The organism is Herbiconiux sp. (assembly GCF_023264855.1).
In the GTDB taxonomy this organism is placed as follows: domain Bacteria; phylum Actinomycetota; class Actinomycetes; order Actinomycetales; family Microbacteriaceae; genus Herbiconiux.
The window spans coordinates 25,593-44,408 of the sequence record NZ_JAHFUW010000038.1 but is presented as its reverse complement, the minus strand read 5'-3'; the positions used below and the strand labels follow the sequence as shown (position 1 = coordinate 44,408).

The 18,816-nt window shown below is 69.9% G+C and carries 17 protein-coding genes and 1 pseudogene; 8 read left to right on the top strand and 10 right to left on the bottom strand.

Translation table 11 applies throughout. The features are described 5' to 3' along the window. From Q0D75_RS14930 to Q0D75_RS14905, 6 genes and pseudogenes are all read right to left on the bottom strand, one after another. Positions 1–120 (bottom strand): annotated as a pseudogene (locus Q0D75_RS14930) (elongation factor P); the annotation flags it as partial. 67 nt (positions 121–187) lie between these two features. Next, entirely contained in the window at positions 188–652 is a 465-nt protein-coding gene (locus Q0D75_RS14925) for a type II 3-dehydroquinate dehydratase (RefSeq protein ID WP_291055001.1), read from the bottom strand. Positions 653–662: 10 nt separating this feature from the next. Then, positions 663–1,748 (bottom strand): 3-dehydroquinate synthase, encoded by a 1,086-nt coding sequence (gene aroB / locus Q0D75_RS14920; RefSeq protein ID WP_291054998.1) that lies wholly within the window; start codon positions 1,746–1,748, stop codon positions 663–665. Continuing rightward, positions 1,745–2,296: a shikimate kinase gene (locus Q0D75_RS14915; RefSeq protein ID WP_291054995.1), complete on the bottom strand. Its 552-nt coding sequence runs from the start codon at positions 2,294–2,296 to the stop codon at positions 1,745–1,747. Before Q0D75_RS14915 ends, aroB begins: the two co-directional genes overlap by 4 nt. Before the next feature lie 9 nt (positions 2,297–2,305). Continuing rightward, complete coding sequence (gene aroC, locus Q0D75_RS14910) at positions 2,306–3,508, bottom strand: chorismate synthase (RefSeq protein WP_291054992.1); 1,203 nt, start codon at positions 3,506–3,508, stop codon at positions 2,306–2,308. A 50-nt stretch (positions 3,509–3,558) separates the two neighbouring features. Beyond that, positions 3,559–4,683: a hypothetical protein gene (locus Q0D75_RS14905; RefSeq protein WP_291054990.1), complete on the bottom strand. Its 1,125-nt coding sequence runs from the start codon at positions 4,681–4,683 to the stop codon at positions 3,559–3,561. Positions 4,684–4,844: 161 nt separating this feature from the next. On the opposite strand from Q0D75_RS14905, the gene Q0D75_RS14900 reads away from it, so the two are divergent. The 8 genes from Q0D75_RS14900 to Q0D75_RS14865 all read left to right on the top strand — a co-directional run bounded on the left by Q0D75_RS14900 (position 4,845) and on the right by Q0D75_RS14865 (position 13,396). Continuing rightward, positions 4,845–5,381, top strand: coding sequence for an XRE family transcriptional regulator (locus Q0D75_RS14900; protein ID WP_291054987.1), 537 nt, complete (start codon positions 4,845–4,847; stop codon positions 5,379–5,381). A 97-nt stretch (positions 5,382–5,478) separates the two neighbouring features. Then, complete coding sequence (locus tag Q0D75_RS14895; RefSeq protein WP_291054984.1) at positions 5,479–6,777, top strand: MFS transporter; 1,299 nt, start codon at positions 5,479–5,481, stop codon at positions 6,775–6,777. An 11-nt stretch (positions 6,778–6,788) separates the two neighbouring features. After that, positions 6,789–8,156 (top strand): FAD-dependent oxidoreductase, encoded by a 1,368-nt coding sequence (locus tag Q0D75_RS14890; RefSeq protein ID WP_291054981.1) that lies wholly within the window; start codon positions 6,789–6,791, stop codon positions 8,154–8,156. Next, positions 8,153–9,382, top strand: a complete 1,230-nt coding sequence (locus Q0D75_RS14885) for a CaiB/BaiF CoA-transferase family protein (protein ID WP_291054979.1) — start codon at positions 8,153–8,155, stop codon at positions 9,380–9,382. The genes Q0D75_RS14890 and Q0D75_RS14885 overlap by 4 nt, the downstream gene beginning before the upstream one ends. Next, positions 9,379–10,227 (top strand): enoyl-CoA hydratase-related protein, encoded by an 849-nt coding sequence (locus Q0D75_RS14880; RefSeq protein ID WP_291054976.1) that lies wholly within the window; start codon positions 9,379–9,381, stop codon positions 10,225–10,227. Before Q0D75_RS14885 ends, Q0D75_RS14880 begins: the two co-directional genes overlap by 4 nt. Next, a complete protein-coding gene (locus tag Q0D75_RS14875) occupies positions 10,224–11,159 on the top strand; it encodes a dihydrodipicolinate synthase family protein (protein ID WP_291054972.1) in 936 nt (311 codons plus the stop codon). Before Q0D75_RS14880 ends, Q0D75_RS14875 begins: the two co-directional genes overlap by 4 nt. Further along, positions 11,159–11,932: an SDR family oxidoreductase gene (locus Q0D75_RS14870; RefSeq protein WP_291054969.1), complete on the top strand. Its 774-nt coding sequence runs from the start codon at positions 11,159–11,161 to the stop codon at positions 11,930–11,932. Before Q0D75_RS14875 ends, Q0D75_RS14870 begins: the two co-directional genes overlap by 1 nt. Before the next feature lie 27 nt (positions 11,933–11,959). Continuing rightward, a complete protein-coding gene (locus tag Q0D75_RS14865) occupies positions 11,960–13,396 on the top strand; it encodes an aldehyde dehydrogenase family protein (RefSeq protein WP_291054966.1) in 1,437 nt (478 codons plus the stop codon). 31 nt (positions 13,397–13,427) lie between these two features. Here the strand turns inward: Q0D75_RS14865 and Q0D75_RS14860 are convergent, their stop codons facing one another. From Q0D75_RS14860 to alaS, 4 genes are read right to left on the bottom strand one after another with little or no spacing between them, the layout of a single operon-like run. Continuing rightward, positions 13,428–14,306, bottom strand: a complete 879-nt coding sequence (locus Q0D75_RS14860) for a shikimate dehydrogenase (RefSeq protein WP_291054963.1) — start codon at positions 14,304–14,306, stop codon at positions 13,428–13,430. A gap of 4 nt (positions 14,307–14,310) precedes the next feature. Then, on the bottom strand, positions 14,311–15,639 hold the full coding sequence (mltG, locus tag Q0D75_RS14855) for an endolytic transglycosylase MltG (protein WP_291054960.1): 1,329 nt from the start codon (positions 15,637–15,639) through the stop codon (positions 14,311–14,313). Then, the gene (gene ruvX, locus Q0D75_RS14850) at positions 15,639–16,118 is read right to left on the bottom strand and encodes a Holliday junction resolvase RuvX (protein WP_291054958.1); all 480 of its coding nucleotides are present in this window, start codon (positions 16,116–16,118) and stop codon (positions 15,639–15,641) included. Before ruvX ends, mltG begins: the two co-directional genes overlap by 1 nt. Before the next feature lie 3 nt (positions 16,119–16,121). Beyond that, the gene (gene alaS / locus Q0D75_RS14845) at positions 16,122–18,788 is read right to left on the bottom strand and encodes an alanine--tRNA ligase (RefSeq protein WP_291054956.1); all 2,667 of its coding nucleotides are present in this window, start codon (positions 18,786–18,788) and stop codon (positions 16,122–16,124) included. Positions 18,789–18,816: the final 28 nt, after the last annotated feature.

Sequence of the window (18,816 nt, the reverse complement as noted above, 5' to 3'; positions counted from 1 at the left end):
CTTGGTGCGCACGAACGCGCCGCCCTTGCCCGGCTTGACGTGCTGGAACTCGATGACGTTCCAGAGCTGACCGTCGATGTCGAGCACGGTGCCGTTCTTGATGTCGTTCGTTGAAGCCATGTAAGAAGTGATCCGTTTCGAAGTATGAGGTGAGACCGGCGTTTCGGTCCTGAAAGAGTGTACCGGGTCAGGCTTCGGGCGTCAGGAAGGGCAGCAGCCCGATCAGCGCGAGCCGGTACGAGGTGAAGCCGAACCCGGCGATCACGCCCGAGGCGACCCCCGAGATCACGCTCGTGTGCCGAAAGGTCTCCCGCGCGTGCGGGTTCGAGATGTGCACCTCGATCAGCGGCAGGCCGGCCTTGGTCACGAGCGCCGCCGCATCCCGCAGCGCGTACGAGTAGTGCGTGAACGCGGCCGGGTTCAGGATGACCGGCGTCTTGGTGTCGACGGCCTCGTAGAGCCATGAGATCAACTCGGCCTCGTCGTTGGTCTGGCGCAGGTCGATCCGGATCGGCTCGGGCGAGGGGATCGCCTCGGCGTCGACCCGCAGCAGCTCGCCGAGCGCCTCCAGATCCTGCGACCCGTAGACGTCGGGCTCACGGCTGCCCAGCCGGCCCAGGTTGGGGCCGTTCAGTACGAGGACGGATGCCATCGGGTACCTCCTAGGACGCGATCTCTTGGTAGGCGGCGAACAGCAGCGACGTCTCCGGCCCCTGCAGCACGCTCGGCCGGGCGAGCCCGTCGAGCACGATGAAGCGCAGCATCGCGCCGCGGGTCTTCTTGTCGCGCTGCATCGTGGCCAGCAGCGTCGGCCAGCGGCCGGCGGGGTAGCTGTGCGGCAGGCTCAGGGAGTCCAGGATGCGGCGCATCCGGTCGACCTGCTCGTCGGGGAGTCCGCGGGTGAGCCGGCTGAGCTCGGCGGCGAACATCATGCCCACGGCGACCGCTGCGCCGTGCCGCCACTGGTAGCGCTCGGCGTGCTCGATCGCGTGCCCCAGGGTGTGACCGAAGTTCAGGATCTCGCGGAGGCCTGCCTCCTTGAAGTCGGCGCTGACGACGCGGGCCTTGACCGCCACCGAGAGCTCGATCAGCCTCTGCATCTCCTCCGATGCGGGATCGGTCGCCCGCTCCACGTCGGCCTCGATGATGTCGAGGATCTCGGGCTCGGCGATGAAACCGCACTTCACGACCTCGCCGAAGCCCGCCAGGATCTCGTTCTTCGCCAGGCTGGTCAGCAGATCGAGATCGGCCACCACCAGCGACGGCGCGTAGAACGCCCCGACGAGGTTCTTGCCCTCGTTCGTATTGATGCCGGTCTTGCCTCCCACCGAGGCGTCGACCATCCCGAGCAGTGTCGACGGCACCTGAACCAGCGTCACGCCGCGCAGCCAGGTGGCGGCGACGAAGCCGGCGAGGTCGGTGACCGCTCCCCCGCCGAAGCCGATCACGGCGTCGGTGCGGGTGAAGTCGGCCTGGCCCATCACCTGCCAGCAGAAAGCGGCGACCTCCACCCGTTTGCCGGCCTCGGCATCCGGAACCTCGGCCAGCAGCACGTCGAAACGGCCGAGGCCCAGCAGGCTCTCGCGCAGCTCGGCGGCGCGGGCGCCCAGGGTGGGCGGATGCACGACCAGCACCTTGTTCACGCCTGCGGGGAGGCCGTCGGCCACGCGGTCGAGGATGCCGCGGCCGATCAGCACGTCGTAGCCGTCGTCGCCCGTGATCGGGATGACGGTGGGGGCGTCGGTCATCGGATGCTCTCCTCGTGCTGGGTGCGGTCGGTCGTCGCGTCGAAGGCGGTGCCGCGGGCAACGGCCTGCGCTCGTGCCCACTCGGCGACCTCCTCGGCGAGGTCGTCGGTGGCGCGGTCGGTCGTGTCGATGGTGTGGTCGGCGAGCCGCCGGTAGAGGTCGCGGCGCTGCTCGTACAGGGCGATCCACGAGTCGACATCGCGCACGAGCGGCCGCTTGCCGCTGCCGAGCCGTCCGGCTACGGCGTGCGGCTGAACGGTCAGCAGCAGCACCGGCAGACCGGCGATGTCGTGCTGGGTGTCGGGGTCGAGCACCGCTCCGCCGCCGAAGGAGACCACGGCGTCGGTGGCCAGGGCCTTGACGACCTCGGCGCGCTCGAGCGTGCGGAAGTGCGGTTCGCCGTGCGCGCTGAAGATGTCGACGATCGGGCCGTGCGCCGCCACGATCAGCTTGTCGGTGTCGACGTAGGGCACATCCAGCAGCCGGGCGACCCGCTTGCCGATGCGCGATTTGCCGGCCGCGGGCGGGCCGATCAGCACGATTTTCATGCGCTCGCCCTAGTCGGCGCGCACGATGTCGGTGCGCAGTGCCTCGGGGATGGCCGCCAGGTACGACTGGAGGTTGCGGCGGGTCTCGCCGACCGAGTCGCCGCCGAACTTCTCCAGCACGGCGTTCGCCAGCACGAGGGCGGTCATCGCCTCGGCGACGACACCGGCGGCCGGAACGGCGCAGACGTCGGAGCGCTGGTGGTGCGCGGCCGCCTCTTCGCCGGTGGCCACGTCGATCGTGTGCAGCGCGTGAGGCACGGTCGCGATCGGCTTCATCCCGGCACGAACCCGCAGCACGGTACCGGTGGACATTCCGCCCTCGGTGCCGCCGGCTCGATCGCTCGAGCGCGAGATCGAGCCGCCCTCGCGGTACAGCTCGTCGTGGGCGGCGGATCCCCGGCGCCGGGTGGTCTCGAAGCCGTCACCGACCTCCACGCCCTTGATCGCCTGGATGCCCATCAGGGCGGCGGCCAGCTGCGAGTCGAGGCGGCGGTCCCAGTGCACGTGCGAACCCAGTCCCGGCGGCAGTCCGTAGGCCAGCACCTCGACGACGCCGCCGAGCGTGTCGCCCTCTTTGTGGGCGTCGTCGATCTCGGCGACCATGAGGTCGCTCGTGGTCTTGTCCCAGCAACGCACCGGATCGGCGTCGAGCGCGTCGACGTCGGAGGGCACGGGAAGCGGGCTGCCATCGGGTACGCGCACGGGGCCGATCGAGAGGGTGTGGCTCACGAGGGTGATGCCGAGCTCGCCGAGGAAGGCCTTGGCGATGGCGCCGAGGGCGACACGGGCGGCGGTCTCGCGGGCACTCGCGCGCTCGAGGATCGGCCGCGCCTCGTCGAAGTCGTACTTCTGCATGCCCACCAGGTCGGCGTGGCCGGGTCGGGGACGGGTCAGGGGCGCGCTGCGGCCGCGGCCGGGCAGGGCCTCGTCGAGCGGCTCGACGCCCATCACCTCGGTCCACTTGGGCCATTCGGTGTTGCCGATGCGCACCGCGACCGGGCTGCCGAGCGTGCGCCCGTGCACGACCCCACCCGACATGGTGAGTTCGTCCTGCTCGAACTTCATGCGCGCACCGCGGCCGTAGCCGAGCTTGCGCCGCGCGAGGTCGGTGCGGAGGTGGTCGAGAGTGACGGGGATGCCGGACGGGAGGCCCTCGAGGATCGCGATGAGTTCTTGACCGTGGGACTCGCCGGCGGTGAGCCAACGAAGCATGGTTACGATCCTCCCACAGACGCGAGGTGCCCCCCGGCACGCGGCACCGCTCAGGGGGTCGCTTCGAACCCGGTCCGGTCAGTGTTCGTCGCCGCGCTGATGTTCGTGCCGCGGCGGTTGTCGTCGTTCGGGATGACGCCGATGAAGTTGATCTGCGAGCCCGAGAGGTTCTCGGGGACGGTGTCCGGGAGACCGTCGGTGTAGCTCAGCGAGAACGTCACGACGTCGCCTTCGACCAGGTCGACGGTGTTCGTGTAGTACTTGTAGAGCACCTGACCGACATACGAGTCGTCGCGATCGAACACGATGGCGTCACCCGCCGGCTCCCCGTTCAGCTGGATGTCCTCGACCGTGATGGCCGTGCTGACGCGCTGGTCGGTGAGGATCATGATCTCCCCGCCGGCCACGGCCGGCGTCGGCCCGGTCGAGGTCAGCGTGAAGCTCGTCGCACGGTGGCTGTAGCCGGTGCCGCCCGCGAAATCGACGCGCTCCCAGACGGCGTCGGCGAGCACGCCCCAGGCGGTCGCGGGGCCGACGTCCCGGTAGCCGGTGTAGCTGACGGAGTTGTTGCCCGGGTCGATGTCGCCCGAGGGAGACCCGAGCACCCAGGTGGAGTCGAGCACCGGCTGGACGCCGTCGTTCGGGTAGACGGCGACCGTGTCGAAGTCCATGGAGATGCGGAAGCCCGTGTACGAATCCGTGCCCGCCGGGATGGCGTAGGGGATCGTGGCGGTGATGGTCGAGCGGTTACCGTCGACCGTGTTCGACACGATGGTCAGGGCTTCGGGGGTGTCGTCGCCGGGGAACGCTCCGCGCATCCCGGTGAGCTGGAACACCCGGGAGTCGACACTGACGGTCAGCGTGGCTCCGGCCGGCGATGCCAGTGTCCCGTGGTTGCCGACGACGATCCCGAGGGGAGCGCCGGCGAACCACCGGCGGCTGAAGTCGGCGCTGAACACCGGGAGGGAGTCGCCCAGCTGAAGCGGGTCCAAGGTCAGGTCGAAGCCGGCCTCGCTGGCGCTGGCGGCAGGAGCGGCCAGCGTGATGGCCACGACGGGTGCACTCCAGGCGGCGGCCGTGAGCACCGTCCGGCGCGAGAGGGGTCCGGCGCCGTCAGCACCCCCGTCCAGACCGTTGTCGAGGTGCACAGGTGTAGGGAAAATCGGCTCAGACATGCCCCCACGGTAGCGTGCTCGGGCAAAACGAGCCAGAAATCCTTGACTTAATGAAATTCTTCAATAAAGTAAATGGAACTCGAGGAAGGATGTCGATGACCGACAGCACCCCCGTTTCACCGGCCGCAGTGGAGACCCTGCTGTTGTCCGTGGGATCTCAAGTGAAGGCTCTCCGGAAGGATCGCGGACTCACCCTCGCCGCCCTCTCGGAGAAATCGGGTGTGAGTTCGGCCATCGTCAGCCAGATCGAGCGCGGTCTCGCCAATCCGTCGTTCTCGACCCTGGTGCAGATCGCCCACGGTCTGAGCATCCCCGTCGGCCGGTTCTTCGCCACCGGCGAGGAGACGCGGTCGCCCGTGGTGCGCCGGCACGAACGGCAGAACCTCAAGAAGGTCTCCCGCGAGGCGGTCGGCGACGCGGTCTACGAACAGCTGACACCGGATCTGAACGGCGCGCTCGAGGCGCACTGGGTCGTGAGCCCGCCCGGGCACGACACCAGTGCCACCCCGTTCCGCCATGTCGGCGAAGAGTTCGGCATCATCCTGTCCGGCAAGCAGGACGTCTACCTCGACGGCGTCAAGCACACCGTGAACGCCGGCGACTCGATCAACTTCTCCTCCGAGATCGCCCACTGGTACGTGAACCCCTACGACGAGGATTGCGTCTCCATCTGGGTGAGCACTCCCCCGAGCTGGTAAGCGGTACTCCGGCTCTCCTCCTCACACCCATCACGCTCCGCAGGCCGATCGACGGCTGCAGCGAGCGCTCTTCCGCACGCCCAGAAAGGGGCACTCCATGGTTGACATCGGCGTCACCCGTCCGACTCGGGATCGCACCCGCTTCACTCCCGTCGTGCGTCGGGGCCTTCTCGGCCTCGGCCTCGGCAACGCCCTCGAGTGGTACGACTGGATGATCTTCGGGCTCCTCTCGGCCTTCATCGGGCCGAGCTTCTTCCCCTCCAGCGACCCCGTCACCGCGACGCTCGGCGCCCTCTCGGTGTTCGCCGTCGGATTCGCCTTCCGGCCCCTGGGAGGCATCCTCCTCGGCACCCTGGCCGACCGGGTCGGCCGCCGGCGGGTGATGCTGCTGTCGATCGCGATGATCGCCGTGACGACGCTCATCATCGCCATCACTCCGGACTACGACCAGATCGGAGTCTGGGCCGGGGTCATCCTGCTGGCCTGCCGCATCGTGCAGGGCATCTCGACCGGGATCGAGGCTCCGCTCTCGACCGCCCACGCCGTCGAGCTCGCTCCGGAAGGCCGTGAAGGTGCGGTCGCCGGCATCATGTCGGTGTACGTCAACGTCGGCATCCTCCTGGCCTCCCTGGTGAGCTTCTTCTGCAGTCTGGCGCTCGGCGCCGAGGCGATGGGCGAGTGGGGGTGGCGGCTTCCGTTCATCGTCGGCGCCCTCTTCGGTTTCGTCGTGCTCTACCTGCGCCGCACGCTGCCGGAGACCATGCGGCCGGACGAGCTGGCCCGAACGTCGACGAAATCGGTGTGGCAGGGTGTTCGCCGCAACTGGCTCGGGGTACTCGCGATCATCTTCGTGGTCGGAGCGGTCCAGGCCTACAGCTACGCCTGGAACACCGGCCTTCCCAGTGCGGCTCGCAGTAGCTTCGGCGAGGATCCCACGGCCGTGTTCGGGCTCACCACTCTCCTCGGCCTGATCATGGTGGCCGGAAGCTGGCTGGTCGGCCGGCTGGTCGACGGCCGGCCGATGTCGACCTGGTTCATCGTGGCACGCCTGCTGGCGATCCCGTCGGTGTTCCTCATGCTCGGCTACACCCAGCCGGGGATCGGCGGGTTCGCGCTGGTGCTGCTCGGCGGCTCGATCGTGCTGGTGGTCAACATGACCCTCTACAACGTCGTGGCCACCTCGCTGATGCCGAAGGCCTCGCGAGGCGCGGGCGTGTCCCTCGGCTACGGAATCGGCGTCGCCCTGTTCGGCGGAACCGCGTCATACCTGCTCGTCTGGCTGCAGTCGATCGGCCTGAGCTGGATCTTCCCGGTCTACGTCGCCGTGCTCAGCGCGATCAGCGTGCTCCTCTACCTCCTTGCGCGTCGGCGCAACGGACTCTACGTCGGAAAGTAAGGAATCAGACCATGACAGAACACGACCTCCGCGTGCACCCCTCAGACCTGACCGCACCGATCGCCTCGCGCTCCGACGTCGTCGTCGTGGGCGGAGGGCCGGCCGGCGTCTCCGCCGCGGTCACCGCCGCCCGATCCGGTGCATCCGTCACCCTCATCGAGCGCTACCCGTACCTCGGCGGCCTCGCCAGCGGCGGCATGGTGCTGGTGCTGGACGACATGATCAACGGCTCCGAAATCTCCGTCACGGGGATCGTCTCTGAGTACATCGAGCGGCTGGACCGGCTGGGGCTGGTGGTGGTCGCCCCGCAGGAGGACCGCTACGCCTCGCGGGAGACCTGGAACAAGTGGGGCCGCTACGGCCTCTTCGACTTCCACTCGCACACCCAGCCCAAGCCCATCTGCTACGCCGCCGCCTTCGATCCCGACGGCTGGAAGCGGGTGTCGAACGATCTGGTGCGAGAGGCGGGCGTCGAGCTCGTGCTACACGCCTGGTTCAGCCGCCCGATCGTCGAGGAGGGCGTGATGAAGGGCGTCGTCTGCGAGACGAAGGCCGGGCCGCGGGCCTACCTCGGCAGTGTGGTCATCGACACCACGGGCGACATCGACGTGGCGGCCCGGGCCGGCGCGAGTCACATCAAGGACAGCTACCTCACCACGCTCGTGTTCCGGCTGGGCGGCGTGGACACCGCCGAGGCGGAGCGGTTCGAGCAGGAGAACCCCAAAGAGGCCCGGGCCATCAACCGCACCATCAAGCGCCTGCTCGGCGGGGCCTGGGACCTGTGGTGGCTGAAAACACCCCTGCCGGGGGTGGTCTGGTGCAACGCGCCGCACATGACCGGCTACGACGGCTCGGATCCGGATGATCTGACCCGGGCCGAGTTCGCCGCCCGCGACCGGATCGCCGAGGCCCTCGACCACGTCAAGAAGCACCTCCCCGGCTTCGCGGACTGCTACATCGTCGATGCGGCACCGCAGATGGGTGTGCGCCAGACCCGGCTGCTGCAGGGCGAGTACGTGGTCACCAAGGACGACGTGACGACCCGCCGCCACTTCGCCGATTCGGTGGCCCGGGGCCGCGACTACTACTACCCCTACCGCTCGCTGCTCCCCCGCGAGGTCGACCAGCTGCTGGTGGCCGGGCGGCACTACTCGGCCACACCGGCGGCCCAGAAGTCCTCGCGCGAGATCCCGCCGTGCATGGCCATGGGCCAGGCTGTCGGCATCGCCGCGGCGCTGGCACTGGATGCCGGCACGTTCGTGCGCGAGGTCGATGCCACCGACATCCAGGCGGGCATGCGCCGGCACGGCGCCGATCCGGGAGACGTCCCGGCGGCGAACGCGACCATCGACGCGGTTCTGGAAGGAGCGACGGCATGACCATGACCGACACAGCAGCAGGGGTGGGCAGCGCGGGTGCCGCCGAGGAGCAGCCGCTCGCCGGCATCACCGTGGTCGACTTCACCCAGGTGTACATGGGCCCGAGCGCCACGCAGCTACTCGGCGACTTCGGCGCGGACGTGATCAAGGTCGAGCGACCGGGCCTCGGCGACATCTCCCGCAACTCCTTTCCCGATCCGGATGGCCAGGACAACCCGATCTTCCTGTCGATCAACCGCAACAAGCGCAGCCTCTCAGTCGACACCCGGCAGGAGGAGGGTCGGGCGGTGCTCCGGCGCATCATCGCGGAGGCCGACGTCGTGGTGAGCAACTTCCGGCACGGGGTCATGGAGCGGATGGGCTTCGGCTACGAAGAGCTCTCCGCGGCCAATCCGGGGCTCATCTGGGCCTCGGGCACCGGGTTCGGCACCGAGGGTCCCTACGCCCACAAGGGCGGACAGGATGCGATCGCCCAGGCGTACTCCGGCGTGATGTGGCGCCGCGAGTCCCCCGACACCCCGCTCAGCATGTATCCCACGACCCTGTGCGACTACACCACCGGCATGCATCTGTTCCAGGGCATCCTGCTGGCGCTGCGCACCCGGGATCGCACCGGATCGGGCCAGAAGGTCGAGGTCACGATGTACGACTCCATGCTGCACATGCAGATGCAGGAGGCGTGCATGCAGCTCAACCGCGGCTACGAGGTCAACTGGGCCGAGATGCCGCTGAGCGGGGTGTTCGAGACCACCGACGGCGCGCTCTGCCTGGTCGGCGGGTTCACGGCGAATCCGCTCCACCACCTGTCCCGCGCGCTCGATCTGGACGACGACCTGAGTGAACGCGCCGACCTCGCCACCCTGGAACAGCAGTTCGCAGCCAAACCCGAGCTGCACCGCATCTTCGCGGCACGATTCGCCACCGGCAGCACGCAGTACTGGTGTGACCGGCTTGAGGCGGAGGGGCTGCTCAACGCCCCGGTGCTGTCGCTGGAGCAGACGCTCGCCGACCCGCAGACCACGGCCAACAACATGATCGTGTCGGCGGAGCATCCGGGTGTCGGCACGGTGAAGATGCTGAACGCCCCCATCCGGCTGTCGGCCACTCCCGCGACCGTGCGCCGGATCGCGCCGCGTCTGGGCGAGCACAACGCCGAGATCCTGAGCGAGTACGGGGTCGACGACGAGACGATCGAGCGTCTGCGCGCCGATGGGGTGCTCCGATGAGCGGGCTGCAGGACGGCGTCCTCTACGACGTCGTCGGAGGAGTGGCCCGGGTGACGATCGATCGGCCCCCGGTGCTGAACGCCGTCGACGGCACGACGGCCGAGCGGCTCAACGCGATCTGGCAGAGCATCGAGAACGACCCGGAGGTGCGGGTGGTGGTGCTCTCCGGCTCCGGCGAGCGGGCGTTCAGTGTCGGAGCCGACATGTCGCAGTCCGCCGTCGAGAAGACCGGCCTGGAGTACTGGGCCGACATGGATCCCAACGGCTTCGGCGGTTTCAGTCTCCGCGGAACGCTCGACGTGCCCGTGATCGCGCGCGTCAACGGCTTCGCCCTCGGTGGCGGGCTGGAGATGGTGCTCGGCGCGGACATCGTCGTCGCGGCGGATCACGCGCGTCTGGGCCTCACCGAACCCCGTGTGGGCCGGCTGGCCCTGGACGGCGGGATCGCGCTGCTGCCGAGGAAGCTGCCCCACAACGTGGCCATGGGCATGCTCCTCACCGGCCGGATGGCCTCGGCGCAGGAGCTGCACGAGCACGGCCTCGTCAACGAGGTCGCACCGATGGACGGACTGGATGCCGCGGTGGATCGCTGGATCGATCAGATCCTGGCGTGCGCTCCCACGTCGGTTCGGGCCGTGAAGCAGATGGTGACACGGGCGGGGCACCTCCCCGCTGCCGAGGCGCGCGCCGCGCTCGTCCCTGCGCTCTCGGCCTCGCTGCAGGGCGACGAGCAGCACGAGGGCGTCGCAGCCTTCCAGCAGAAGAGGTCGCCCGCCTGGGTGCCGTCCGCGCCGCCCTCGCAGCCCGGCGTGTCTGCCGCAGACCCGAACGGAGCCCGGGAATGACCCGCTACCGGAACGGATCCCTCGAGCCGGGAGTCTGGGGCGTGCTCGCTACACCCTTCCTCGGCAGCGCCCTGGACGTCGATACCGACGCGGTCGCGAACCTCGCGGTGTTCTACGACCGGATCGGCGCGACCGGGCTGACCGTGCTCGGCGTCTTCGGCGAGGCTGCCGGCCTCAGCTCCGCCGAGCGGGCCGACGTGATCGAGACGGTGGTGGAGTCCTCCGCTCTCCCTCTCGTGATCGGGCTGACCTCGCTGTACACCCGTCCCGCCATCCAGGAGGCGGCTGAAGCGGTGTCGGCCGCGGGTGCGCGCCTGGCCGCTGTGATGGTGCAGATCCCGTCCGCCGACACGAACGTGGTCATCGACCACCTCACCGCCCTGCACAGCGCCGTCGGCGTGCCGATCGTGCTCCAGGACTACCCCGTCGCGAGCGGCGTGAGCACCACCGCCGAGGCCATCGCCGCGATCGTGCGATCCTGCCCCTTCGTGTGCGCGGTGAAGTCCGAGTCGCCGCCGACCGCGGTGGCGGTCGGACTCCTCGACGCCCGGGTCGACGTCCCGGTGTTCGGCGGCCTCGGCGGCCTCGGCCTGCTCGACGAGCTGCAGGCCGGCGCCGCCGGCGCGATGACCGGGTTCTCGTACCCGGAAGCACTGATCTCCTGTGTCGATGCGTGGCGAACGGGCGGCTTCCCTGCCGCGCGCGAGGCGCTGATGCCCTTCCTGCCGTTGATCACCTTCGAGCAGCAGCCCCGGATCGCGCTGGCCATCCGCAAAGAGGTGCTGCGGCGTCGCGGACTGATCGCCGAGAGCGGCGTGCGCTCCCCCGCGGCCGGGTTCCCGGACGGGCTGGATGCGCTCCTCGCCGCGCACCTGCACGCGATCGAGCAGTCCGGGTCGGTTCGTCCGGCCACCCTGATCGGCGACCGCTGATGGACCTCGGGATCCGCGATCGCGTCGCTCTGGTCGCCGCGTCCACCGGCGGGCTCGGTCTCGCGGTCGCCGAAGCCCTCGCGAAGGAGGGTGCCCGGGTCATCGTGACGGGTCGTGACGAGGCCCGATGCCGGGCCGTCGCCGAGAGGCTCCCCGGTGCAGTCGCGCGAAAGATCGATCTCAGCCGCACGGATGACCTCGCTGCGTCGGTGAACACGATCGCCTCGACCGACGGGCCGATCGACATCCTCGTCACCAACGGGCCCGGTCCGCGCCCGGCGCTCGCCGCCGAGCTGTCCACCGAGGCTGTCCGCGAGGCCGTCGACGGGCTCCTGTCCGCGCCCCAGCAGATGATCTCCGCCGCCCTCCCCGGGATGCTCGACCGGGGCTGGGGCCGGATCCTCGCCATCGGATCCAGCGGCGTCGTCGCGCCGATCGCGGGACTGGCCGCCTCGAACACGGCCCGCGCGGCGCTCGCCGCCTACCTCAAGACGCTCGCGGCGGAGGTGGCCGACCGCGGCGTCACCGCCAACCTCCTGCTACCCGGCCGGATCGCCACCGATCGGGTCGCCTCGCTCGACGAGATCGCCGCGGAGCGTCGCGGCATCGCCGTCGAAGCGGTGCAGGCCGAGTCGCGGGCAGCCATCCCCCTCGGCCGTTACGGCCGGCCCGCCGAGTTCGCCGCCGCGGCCGCCTTCCTGTGCAGTGAGCCCGCGTCGTACATCACCGGAGTGGCTCTCCGCTGCGACGGTGGCCTCGTCCGCTCCCTCTGATCACCAACCGATTCCTTTGGAGACCTCATGAACACCCTGCAGACATCCCGAGCCCGCAACCTCGTCGACGGCGAGTGGATCGACGGTACCGATTTCGAGCGGATCAATCCCGCGCGTCCCGACGACGTCGCCGTGGTCGCGCCGTCGTCGTCGGCCGAGACCGCCGACGACGCGATCGCGGCCGCCGTCCAGGCGCAGAGCGAATGGGCCCGGCGGCCGCTTCCCGCCCGCGGCGCGATCCTGCTCCGGGCGGCGGAGATCCTGCACGGCCGCCGCGAGTCCGTGGCCGTCGACCTGGTGCGGGAGGAGGGCAAGACCCTCGCCGAGGCCACCGGCGAGGTCGCACGTGCCACCGACGTGCTGCGGTTCTTCGGATCGCTCGGCTGGGCATCCACCGGCCAGGTTCTGCCCAGCTCGTTGCCGGGAACCACCATCCACACGCGACGGGAACCGCTGGGCGTCGTCGCTCTGATCACGCCCTGGAACTTCCCGATCGCGATTCCGGCCTGGAAGCTCGCGCCGGCACTGCTCGCCGGCAACAGCGTCGTGCTGAAGCCCGCCGAACTCACCCCCATGTCGGCCACGCACCTGGTGGCGGCGCTGGTCGAGGCGGGTCTTCCCGCCGGCGTTCTCAATCTCGTGCACGGCCGGGGCTCCGTCGTCGGAGCGCGGCTGGCCGCCGACCGCCGGGTCTCCGCCCTGTCGTTCACCGGTTCGACCGCGGTGGGCCTCGGGCTGCACCGGGTGCTCGCCGAGCGGCGAGCGCGCGTGCAGCTGGAGATGGGCGGAAAGAACGCGGTGCTGGTGCTCGACGACGCGTCGCCGGAGGCCGCCGCCCAGGTCATCGCGACCGGAGGCTTCGGCCTGACGGGGCAGGCGTGCACCGCCACGTCCCGGGTCTACGCCACGCCCGGCATCCACGACCGGCTGCTGCACGAACTGGCCCGGCTGGCGGAGGGTTTCACCCCCGGTGACGGTCTCGATGCCCGCACCCGGATGGGCGTCGTGGTCAGCGAGTCGCAGCTGGCGACCGACCTCGCCGCCATCGAGGGAGCGGTATCCCGCGGGGGCCGGGTGCTCTCCGGCGGGACCGCGAGCGCACAGTCGCTGACCGCCACGGTGGTCACGGATGTCCCCCAGCACGATCCGATCGCCACCGACGAGGTCTTCGGCCCGGTCGTGGCGGTTCTCCCGGTCGACGACTACGAAGCGGGACTCGCCGCCGTCAACGATTCGCCGTACGGCCTGACCGCGGGTATCTGTACCGACAGCCTCGCCCGCTCGACCGACTTCTCCGAACGCGTGCAGGCGGGGGTGGTGAAGGTCAATCGCCCGACGGCCGGCCTCGATCTGAACGTTCCGTTCGGGGGAACCAAGGACTCGTCCACGAACACGTTCCGGGAACAGGGCGCGACCGCCCTCGAGTTCTTCACCTGGGGCAAGACGGTGTACACCGGCGTCTAGGTGTACACCGGCGACTGGGCGCGGAGGGCGGTCAGCTCTCCAGGCCGGCCGCCTGCAGCATCGCTCGCGTGACCGCCTCCTCGTCGGGCAGGGGCAGCAGCGGGTCGCCGTTCAGGAAGACGCGGATTTGCGCCACCGCCTGGTGCACGAGCATCGCGAGGCCGGACACGGTGGTCGATCCGGCGGCGTCCCACAGCGCACCGAACTCGCTCGGCCACGGGTGGTAGGCCACGTCGAGCAGGGTGGAGGTGTGCGGCGCACGCGCCCCGGCGAAGACAGCGGATGCACCGGCCCCGCCGGGCAGCGTGCTGATCGTCACCCCCGGCTCGAGTTCGGCGGTCGCCGGGTCGGAGAGCGCCCGCACCGAGGTGGTGAGGCCCGAGGCGTGAGCGGCCGCGACGACCGAGGCGGCCTTCGCCGGGGAGCGCAGCACGATGTCGACGTGCTCCACGCCGAGGTGGGCCGCCGCGACGACGGCCGAGCGCGCCGTGGCTCCCCCGCCGACCACCAGGGCGCTGAGCCCCGCCGTGACGTCGGCACGCTGCAGGGCGGTCACCATCCCGTAGACGTCGGTGTTGAACCCCGAGAGCCGGCGCGTCGCATCCGGGGCGTAGTCGATCAGTACGGTGTTCACCGACCCGCTCGCGGTCGCGACCGCGTCGATCGAGTCGAGGGCGCCGGCGATCGCCTCCTTGAGCGGCATCGTCAGCGAGAGCCCGCGCCACGGACGCCCGAGCCCGGCGACGAATCCGCCGAGCCGTTCGACGTCGATCTCGTGCCTCTGGTACTCCCAGGGCAGTCCGAGCGCCGCGTAGGCGGTCTCGTGCAGCAGGGGCGACTTCGAGTGCGCGATCGGCGACCCCAGAACGGCGAGGCGGTTCACATCCTGCGCCGAGAACGGAGCGGTCATGACGCTATTGCACCTCGGGGTGGGCGTCCCACCACTCCTGCAGGCGCAGCACCGCCGCATCGTGCTCCTCGATCGTGTCGGAGAACACGGTCTCGCCGGTGTCGAGGTCGACGGTCACGAAGAACAGCCACGATCCGTCGGCCGGATGCAGCGCCGCGTTGATCGCGTCGTCTCCCGGGTTCGAGATCGGCCCGGCGGGCAGCCCCGGGTACAGGTACGTGTTGTAGATGTTCGACGGGTCTTCCCGCTCGGCCGAGGTGGTCTCGACGCGGCTGTGACCGGCGCCGTACGCGATGGTCGCATCCGACTCCATGTTCATGCCCTCGGCGAGGCGGTTGGTGAACACCCGGGAGACCTTGGACATGTCTTCGACGCTGCCGGCCTCCTTCTGGATCAGTGCGGCGAGCGTCAGCACCCGGAACCGGTCCTCGGGAGCCACCCCGGCGGCGTCCAGCGACTCGAAGGTGCGGTTCACCATCGTGGTGATCATGTCGGTGGGCGTCTGGCCCGGCTGGAAGACGTAGGTGGCCGGGAAGAGATAGCCCTCGATGCTCGGTGCTTCGGCGGGTACTCCGAGGGCGGTGTAGTTCGCGCCCACGGCCTGGAAGTCGGCGAGCGGCATTCCGGTGACGTCGGCGAGCTCCTGGTAGATGCCCTTGGCGCTCGACCCCTCCGGGATGGCGACGGTGTAGTCGACCTTGTTGTCGGGGTTCTGCAAAGCGTCGAGGGCGGCCTGCGCACTCATCTGCGACGCGAGCTTGAACGTGCCGGCCTGGAAGACCGGCGCGGGGTCGGCCTGCAGCAGCAGTTCGTAGAACGCGCGCGAGCTCTTCACGATGTCGGCGGCCGCGAGGTTGTCGCCGATCGTCTCGCCGACATCGCCGTCGTTGATCACGAAAGTGACCTCGCCGGTTCCCGACCCCTCGTAGTCGTCGGCCGCGGGCTTGCCGGCCGCCAGCGCGGTGATCTGGCTACCGAAGGTGTTCCACACGAAGGCGCCTCCGGCCACGAGCAGCCCGAGGATGACGACCGTGACGATCAGACCGGGGATCCAGCGCCGGGGCTTTCGCTCACGCGGTGCGCGCGAGCCGCCTCCGCCACTCCCACGCGAGCCGCCACGGCCACCCGAGCCGCCACCGTCTCCGCCGATGCCCCCATCGCCCGCACCACCGCCTCGCACACCGCCGCTGGGTGCGCGATGGTGGGTCACGGTTTCGGGCGCAGCCTGCCGGGCAGCCCGGCGCGAGGTCGGCTGCACGGCAGCGGGAGCCGGCTCCTCCGGGCGGAAGAACTCGGCGAACGGGTGGTCGTCTGGTGCCTGTCGGTCAGTCACTACCTGATTCCTTGACTCGGGTCGATGAGGATGCCGGGCGGCTTTCCCGAGGAACGCTCACTGTCCAGAGCGTGCTGCACGAGTATAACCGCGGCCACCTGATCTATCACGGGGCGGGAGCTGCGAGTGTTCCGTCCGGAACGATGGAGGGCCGCCTGGGCGGACACGGTGCTGAGGCGCTCGTCGATCATCCGCACGGGCAGGCCGCCGGTCGACGCCAGGCGTTCGGCGAAGTCGCGCGCATCCTGGGTCGAGGGCGTCTCGCCGCCGCTCATCGACAGCGGCAGGCCCACCACGTACTCGAACGCGTCGAGCTCGGTGGCGATGTCCCGGATGCGCGCCAGGTCGGCGTCGCCTGAACCCTCGGCGGCCCGCGGCACGGTCTCCACGGGCGTCGCCAGCATGCCGTGCAGATCCGTGCGCGCGACGCCGATGCGGGCTTTGCCCACATCGATGCCGATCCGCACGCCGGTGCGCATCCGCTAGCCGGCCACCGCTGCCGAGATGGCGTCGAGGGCGGCCCGGATCGCGGTCACGTCGGTACCGCCGCCCTGGGCGAGGTCGTCTTTGCCGCCGCCGCCGCCGCCGAGAACACCGGCGGCGAGCTTCACCAGCGCACCGGCCTTCTGCCCGGCCGCGCGGGCTCCGTCGGTGGTGGCCACGATCACGACCGGCTTGTCGTTGACGTTCGCCGCGAGGGCGACGACCGCCGAGGCGCCGCCACCGGCCACGAGGGCTTCGCGCACGCCGGTGACGAGCTGCCGCACGTCGTCGGCCGAGTTCAGCGCACCGAGGTCTTCGGCCACGAGCGTGGTGGAACCGGACGGACGTGCGGTGGCTGCGAGCGTGGGGATGCGGGTCGCCAGAGCGCCCGACTCGAACGCCGCGATCTTCTTCTCGGCGGCCTTGAGGCTGGCGGTCAGTTCGGCCACCCGCGTGGCGAGCTCGTCGCGCGGGGTCTTCAGCGACGAGGTGAGCTGGGCCACGAGGGCCCGCTCGGTGGCGAACTCCCGGAACGCCTCGATGCCCACCAGCGCCTCGACCCGCCGATTCGTCGATCCGATCGACGACTCCGACTGCAGGTTGATCATGCCGATCTCCGAGCTCGACGACACGTGCGTGCCGGCGCAGAGCTCGCGCGAGAACGGGCCGCCGATGTCGACCATCCGCACGACGTCGCCGTACTTCTCGCCGAACAGCGCCATGGCGCCCATCGAGCGGGCTTCGTCGATCGGCAGCTCACGGGTGACGACCTCGTAGTCCGAGCGGATGGCGAGGTTCGCGATCTCCTCGATCTCGCTGCGCGTCTCGCCCGAGAGCGGCTGGTTCCAGGTGAAGTCCAGGCGCATGTAGCCGGCCTTGTTGTACGAGCCGGCCTGGTGGGCCTGCTCGCCGAGGGTCTCGCGGAGGGCGGCGTGGATGAGGTGCGTGGCCGAGTGCGCCTGGGTGGCGCCGCGGCGCCAGTCGGCGTCGACGACGGTGCGGGCGAGATCGCCCACGGCGACCTGGCCGCTGGTCACCTCCACACGGTGCGAGATGAGGCCCTTCACGGGCTTCTGCACGTCGAGCACGGTCAGCTCGAAGCCGTCGCCCACGATGGTGCCGGCATCCGCTTCCTGACCGCCCGACTCGGCCCAGAGGGCGGTCTCGGCCGTGATGACCTCGAGCTGCTCCCCCGCCACCGCCGAGTTCACCGAGACGCCGTCGAGGATCAGACCCAGGATGCTCGACTCGGCTTCGAGTGCGTCGTAGCCGCGGAACACGGTCTCACCGAGCGCGCGGAAGGCGCTGTAGACCGTCAGATCGGTGATGCCGAGCTTCTTCGCCTTGGCATCGGCCTTGGCGCGCTGCTTCTGCTCGGCCATCAGCGATTCGAAGGCCACGCGGTCGACGGTGATGCCCGACTCCTCGGCGATCTCGAGCGTGAGGTCGATCGGGAAGCCGTAGGTGTCGTGCAGCAGGAACGCGGTGCCGCCCTCGAGAACGGATGCCCCGCCCGCCTTGGTGGCCGTCACGGCGGTGTCGAGGATGGTTGTGCCGCCCGTGAGGGTGCGCAGGAACGACTCCTCCTCGGCGTAGGCGCTCCGCGAGATGCGGCCGTAGTCGCGCTCCACCTCGGGGTAGGCGGCCTTCATGGCGTCGCGCGAGGCGCTCAGCAGCTCGGGCATGGTCGCCGAGTCGACACCCAGCAGACGCATCGAGCGAACCGTGCGGCGCAGCAGGCGGCGCAGGATGTAGCCGCGACCCTCGTTCGACGGGGTCACGCCGTCGCTCATCAGCATCAGGGCGGACCGCACGTGGTCGGCGACCACGCGCATCCGCACGTCGTCGTCGTGATCGGCGCCGTAGCGGCGGCCGGAGATCTCCGCGGCGCGGTCGAGCACCGGGCGCACCTGGTCGATCTCGTACAGGTTCTCGACACCCTGCTTCAGAAAAGCGACGCGCTCCAGGCCCATGCCGGTGTCGATGTTCTTGCGCGGCAGTTCGCCCAAGATCTCGAACTCGGTCTTGGAGGTGCCCTCGCCGCGCAGGTACTGCATGAACACGAGATTCCAGATCTCGATGTACCGGTTCTCGTCGGCGGCCGGGCCGCCCTCGGCGCCGTAGGCCGGGCCGCGGTCGAAGTAGATCTCCGAGCACGGGCCGGCGGGGCCGGGCTGGCCGGTCGACCAGTAGTTGTCTTCTTTGCCGAACCGCTGGATCCGCGAGTCGGGCACGCCGGCCACGCGCTTCCAGATGTCGATGGCCTCGTCGTCGTCTTCGTAGACCGTCACCCAGAGGTCGCGCTCGGCCATGCCGAGGCCGCCGTCGCTCTCGGGCGTGGTCAGCAGCTCCCAGGCGTAGCCGATGGCGCCCTCTTTGAAATAGTCGCCGAACGAGAAGTTGCCGTTCATCTGGAAGAACGTGCCGTGCCGGGTGGTCTTGCCCACCTCTTCGATGTCGAGGGTGCGGATGCACTTCTGCACGCTCGTGGCACGCGGGTACGGCGCGGGCACGAGGCCCGAGAGGTACGGGATGAACGGCACCATGCCGGCCACCGTGAACAGCAGCGACGGGTCTTCGCTCACGAGTGATGCCGAGGGCACGACCGTGTGCCCCCGATCGCCGAAGAAGTCGAGCCAGCGGGAGCGGATGTCAGCGGTAAGCATGCGTGTCGGGTTTTTCCTGAGCGAGGGC

Bases quoted from the DNA above. Each gene is read 5' to 3' on its own strand.
- Q0D75_RS14925 (WP_291055001.1), bottom strand. From the start codon at position 652: ATGGCATCCGTCCTCGTACTGAACGGCCCCAACCTGGGCCGGCTGGGC.
- aroB (WP_291054998.1), bottom strand. From the start codon at position 1,748: ATGACCGACGCCCCCACCGTCATCCCGATCACGGGCGACGACGGCTAC.
- Q0D75_RS14915 (WP_291054995.1), bottom strand. From the start codon at position 2,296: ATGAAAATCGTGCTGATCGGCCCGCCCGCGGCCGGCAAATCGCGCATC.
- aroC (WP_291054992.1), bottom strand. From the start codon at position 3,508: ATGCTTCGTTGGCTCACCGCCGGCGAGTCCCACGGTCAAGAACTCATC.
- Q0D75_RS14905 (WP_291054990.1), bottom strand. From the start codon at position 4,683: ATGTCTGAGCCGATTTTCCCTACACCTGTGCACCTCGACAACGGTCTG.
- Q0D75_RS14895 (WP_291054984.1), top strand. From the start codon at position 5,479: ATGGTTGACATCGGCGTCACCCGTCCGACTCGGGATCGCACCCGCTTC.
- Q0D75_RS14890 (WP_291054981.1), top strand. From the start codon at position 6,789: ATGACAGAACACGACCTCCGCGTGCACCCCTCAGACCTGACCGCACCG.
- Q0D75_RS14885 (WP_291054979.1), top strand. From the start codon at position 8,153: ATGACCATGACCGACACAGCAGCAGGGGTGGGCAGCGCGGGTGCCGCC.
- Q0D75_RS14880 (WP_291054976.1), top strand. From the start codon at position 9,379: ATGAGCGGGCTGCAGGACGGCGTCCTCTACGACGTCGTCGGAGGAGTG.
- Q0D75_RS14875 (WP_291054972.1), top strand. From the start codon at position 10,224: ATGACCCGCTACCGGAACGGATCCCTCGAGCCGGGAGTCTGGGGCGTG.
- Q0D75_RS14870 (WP_291054969.1), top strand. From the start codon at position 11,159: ATGGACCTCGGGATCCGCGATCGCGTCGCTCTGGTCGCCGCGTCCACC.
- Q0D75_RS14865 (WP_291054966.1), top strand. From the start codon at position 11,960: ATGAACACCCTGCAGACATCCCGAGCCCGCAACCTCGTCGACGGCGAG.
- Q0D75_RS14860 (WP_291054963.1), bottom strand. From the start codon at position 14,306: ATGACCGCTCCGTTCTCGGCGCAGGATGTGAACCGCCTCGCCGTTCTG.
- ruvX (WP_291054958.1), bottom strand. From the start codon at position 16,118: ATGCGCACCGGCGTGCGGATCGGCATCGATGTGGGCAAAGCCCGCATC.
- alaS (WP_291054956.1), bottom strand. From the start codon at position 18,788: ATGCTTACCGCTGACATCCGCTCCCGCTGGCTCGACTTCTTCGGCGAT.